The 4,305-nt window shown below is 33.3% G+C and carries 4 protein-coding genes; 1 reads left to right on the top strand and 3 read right to left on the bottom strand.

Going from position 1 to position 4,305, the window contains the following annotated elements:
* Positions 1 to 851, bottom strand: an 851-nt coding sequence (locus DMP16_RS08165; RefSeq protein WP_143577076.1) for an encapsulin, incomplete at its 3' end; no start/stop codon positions are given.
* A gap of 349 nt (positions 852 to 1,200) precedes the next feature.
* Between DMP16_RS08165 and DMP16_RS08160 the strand changes: the two genes are divergently transcribed.
* Complete coding sequence (locus DMP16_RS08160) at positions 1,201 to 1,533, top strand: hypothetical protein (RefSeq protein ID WP_069282791.1); 333 nt, start codon at positions 1,201 to 1,203, stop codon at positions 1,531 to 1,533.
* 427 nt (positions 1,534 to 1,960) lie between these two features.
* On the opposite strand, the gene DMP16_RS08150 is transcribed toward DMP16_RS08160, so the two are convergent.
* Together DMP16_RS08150 and DMP16_RS08145 are read right to left on the bottom strand one after the other, a co-directional pair.
* Positions 1,961 to 3,325, bottom strand: coding sequence for an AAA family ATPase (locus DMP16_RS08150; RefSeq protein ID WP_069282790.1), 1,365 nt, complete (start codon positions 3,323 to 3,325; stop codon positions 1,961 to 1,963).
* A 2-nt stretch (positions 3,326 to 3,327) separates the two neighbouring features.
* On the bottom strand, positions 3,328 to 3,846 hold the full coding sequence (locus DMP16_RS08145; protein WP_069282789.1) for a FeoC-like transcriptional regulator: 519 nt from the start codon (positions 3,844 to 3,846) through the stop codon (positions 3,328 to 3,330).
* Positions 3,847 to 4,305: the final 459 nt, after the last annotated feature.

The following is a 4,305-nucleotide window of genomic DNA, read 5'->3' as shown; positions in this document are numbered from 1 at the left end:
AAGCTTTTTATCATCTCTATTTCTAAAGTCCCAGCACGATCTATAGTCCTAAATGCCTTAGCGTAATTGGATGGGGAAATTAGAATAAAAATTCCTTTACCAAAACCATCTTTAGCTAAAACTTCGTACGATTTTAATACATCGTTGAGTATGTTTCCAGTTTGACTCCAGTCTGATGCTTTAACTGTAATGCCCAACTTTAATGGGGAAAGCGGGTGTTCCTTAAGGAGAACCAGGTTTTCCATCCTCCCAAATCTATGACCTGCTAATATTGATACCCTTCTTTTTTCGGTCAGTTGACCTAAATAATACCTTACTTCAAGGGAAATATAGGTCAAATCATATACTGATAATTTCTTTTCCTGTGATACACTATCTTCACTTAATGTTATTTCTGAATACGGTATGGTTGTAGAATTCCATCTAATCAAATTTCCTATATCCCTAACTACCCTACTAGAATTAATCCCTTCAAATATCCAACTTTGAAACCCTTCATTATTCGTATTGATTCCCTCATTTTTACTCACGTTCTCTGGGGATGAAAGGGTTAAAGGTCTAACTTCTCCAATAAGCTTTGACGCCTCTTCCCAACCTTTCTTAAAATACTCAAAATCTTCAGGAGAGACTTGGTATAATAGTCTTAGGAATTCTCCAAAGTGAGTCATCTCTTCTTTAGTTATATCCTCATGTACTTTTCTAAGCTTCTCGTCTTCTATGTATCTGTTTTGTTGAAGATAGAAATTTATTGCATCTATTTCTGCTGCAATTGCGTTCCTTATTGCTCTAGAAACCTCCTCTTTATCAAACTTCTCCTTCCTAGTTAGTGTCGATGGGTCATTAGAGAACAAGATTTTACACCACGCTAAAAATATTAAGGAATAAATAACTAATAAATGTTTCTAAATATTACTGTTCTCATATAACATAGTTAATAAAAATCTTATCATATAAAATAAAAGAAAATTATGTTCAGTGTAAGTTCTTATATAGTAAGACTATATTACAAATGGAGGAAAGCCTCACAGAGTGGGGATGACAAAGTATATAAACTCTTTTCTCTTCATCTGTAAGTAGAGAAGCCAGTATGAACGGTGGTTAGGAATAAATAGCTACAACTAGCCTCATGATTCTCACATCGCTTCCCTGCTCAGCCTTGTTGAAACATATGAGAGAGGGTTAAAATATGTTCTCAATTGGTTGAGGGAAAATAAGCTAAAGAAGAACTTAATCAAGGAAGTTCATAAGGCAGCTTATGAAATTTTAAAGGAAAAGTTTAACCTACACCCTAAGTTAGCTCAAGGCTATTATAGGGATGCTATAGTAATATACAAGGGTTGGCTAAAGAACCCTAAGGAGGTTAGGTATCCTAGAATACGTAAAGTATCAGTTAGGTTAACCCCTTATATCTCATATAAGTTAGACTTTGAGAGGATGGTTGTGTGGACTAGGGTTATTGGTGAGTTGCCAATACTAGGTTATCCAAGGAATTTATCACTTTATCTCTTTCCTTTTAAAGTATATAAGTGTTGAACAATATTGGATTGAGTGAAAGGCAAAGAAGCATGGTCTTAAGGTTGTTTATGTTGACCCTAGTTTCTCATCTACTACTCATTGTTATAAGTGTAGCAAATGAAAGAGGTTACTTATAGATACTTTCGTTGTGTTAATTGTTATGAGAATGATAGGGACGTATAATAAACCTTTATGATTCTCTGATCCTTTCGACACATGAGAGAGGTAAACACGAATCAATTAGGGGAACTCTCCAATGGGGGGAAGTCAGTAATCTTCAGAAGTAAGAGATTGACTAAACCCCTAAATACTTGGCTACAGAAAAATAAGAATTAATAAGCGATCATCTGACGAAATATTTTTTCCAAGAGAAAATTGCTGACTTTAAATCCTAAATAATTACTTCATCTCTATAACTTTTTTGGCTTAATAATATGAATAAAAATTATGTAATTACTTTATTATTTGATTCACCTTGTATATTCGGCGTGATAAAATCCTCGAACAAAATCTTAATTCTTTCCTCTAATAGAAATACGTCGCCGTTTAATATTTTCACCACTTCAAGAGTAGGTATGTTCAATACTTTTACTCCATCAATGCCGAAATTGGAATTAGTTATTAGGAATTTAGCCCTAACCTTGTAGACTTTCTTCTCGTGCTCTATCTCCTCGACATCTTTAAGCAAACTGATTTCGTCTTTATTATGAATTTCACCATCATTAGTGAATACCACATCCCCTATATAGGCTTGTTCATCTATTATAAAGAATAAGCCTATTACAGTACTCTTTCCACTAACTTCTATTCTCTTTCCCCTTGGATGAACGTAAGTAATACCATAGACTTTACTTATGTTGTTAAGTAGATCCCTTACTTTCTTTTCAAATAACTTAGAGTCTTCTTCAGGATTCTTTAAGCTTGTAGATCTCTTAAGCTCTTCCTTGAAGCACTCCAGATTATCGGTACTACACACTTTTTCCACTTTATCTACTTCATTTCTTACAAACTGTAGGATAGAGCTTACAGTAGTTAGTTCTTTGCTTTTCCATAAGGTTAATACTATAGGTAACAGATCTTGTGATAATTCTTTACAATATGCTTCTATGATCTCTTTAATATCATCTTCAGTTAACGCATCATCTAAGGGAATTCTGCTTTCCTCTATCCTTCTTCTAATTGCCAAATCACTTATTTTACTATATATATCTGTTGGTATAGCCATAATAATCGGTATTTCTAAACCAGCGTTTATGAGCCTATGTAATAGAGCTAGATGATTTTCCCTGATTTCATCAATTAGCAAGATTATATTTCTTTGATTTACAAAACTTTTGATATCACGTAAAGCATTTATCATTCCGTCCAGATTTCTATCGTAACTCATACAGTATATTCTGAGATAGGGGTCGTCATACCTTCCACAAACCTTTTCTAACCATTCCTCGAATCTTATTCCTAAAATTCTCTTCCAAAAGCTATAACCAAATTTTGATTTGTTCTGAGAGAGAACAGAAAGCGCCCTATTCTTTAGGGAAAATACGTTCAATTTTGTCCAAAATTCTTTATCAATACTTTCCTTGTTGGCTAAGTCTAAGTATATGGGCATGTCCTCTTTACTAGACACTTCTTCGATTTTCTTGAGTAAAGTAGTCTTTCCCATACCTGGTTGACCTACCACTGATGCTACTTCGTGATTCTTAATGACCAATAGTGCTTTTTCCAAATACTTTCTATAAGTAGGACCTACTAATATCACTCCCTTAGAAGACCAGGTCGTAACGGTTACCCTAGGTATTTCACATACCATTATTATCTCCTCCTCTTTATTATTCCATAAAGAGATCCTCTTCTAACAAATCCCTCTTCTCCCCCAGCTATAAGATCATAATTTTCCTCGACATGTTTTCTAAATTTTGAGTAGAACTCTTCCTTAGACATTCCTAACTCTATCCTTATTCTCTCTAAGGGGGCATAATCAAGAGAGTCTTTAATTCTCTCATAGGCTTCGTCGAAATCCCTTGTACTTATTTCCCTACTATTTTCGAGTAATTTATGAAGTAAGTCATTCATCCTACGTATCTCGTCCCTTATAATTTTGAGTTGTTCTTTAATATCGTCTTTTTCTATCATAGGTTTGTAACTTATCTTACCTCTGCTTTCAACCTTTTCTATTTTACCTTCTCTTTCTAACCCTTCTAATAGTTGATTAAGCGTATCATCCTTAAATTTCCTCTTAATTTCTGATAAAGAAATGGGTTTGTTAGTTGTGTTATACTTATCGACTATAAATTTAAGTAAGTCATCTTTACTGCCACTGTTTATCTTCATCACAAAACAGCTTAATTATAAACTTAAAAAAGGATTACCGCGCTTAATACGGATAAAGGTAATTCTACCGTATAAAATAAAAAGATCTTTTTCATGGTATTGCGAGAAAATATAAAAATAATGAAATACTAATAATAAATCGTTATGGGATACAAGTCACGATTATACCACTTAGGATTAATGAAGTCGTATAATATCTACTTTTACATGGTGGGGAGAAGATATATCTTATCCAGAAAATATGCTCTTAAATTAGCAAAAAAGAGACGAATGAGGGGATTCTAAAGATGATATTTCAATATTCTAATGGAAATATATATTTCAATGGCCTCCCGGTGGGAAAAGTTTCATATGAGAGGTCTGAAATAAAAGTTGAGGGAAATTATAACGTTATTCTAAAGAGAAAAGGATTTGAGAAATATGATGTAATTCAATTTAATTCTAAAGTAGGAGAAATAA

This window comes from Sulfolobus sp. B1, from assembly GCF_007050195.1.
In the GTDB taxonomy this organism is placed as follows: domain Archaea; phylum Thermoproteota; class Thermoprotei_A; order Sulfolobales; family Sulfolobaceae; genus Saccharolobus.
The sequence above is the reverse complement of the archived record's forward strand: the minus strand, read 5'-3'. Positions and strand labels throughout refer to the sequence as shown.

Coding starts and splice junctions, on each gene's coding strand:
- DMP16_RS08145 (WP_069282789.1), bottom strand. CDS start 3,846: ATGAAGATAAACAGTGGCAGTAAAGATGACTTACTTAAATTTATAGTC.
- DMP16_RS08150 (WP_069282790.1), bottom strand. CDS start 3,325: ATGGTATGTGAAATACCTAGGGTAACCGTTACGACCTGGTCTTCTAAG.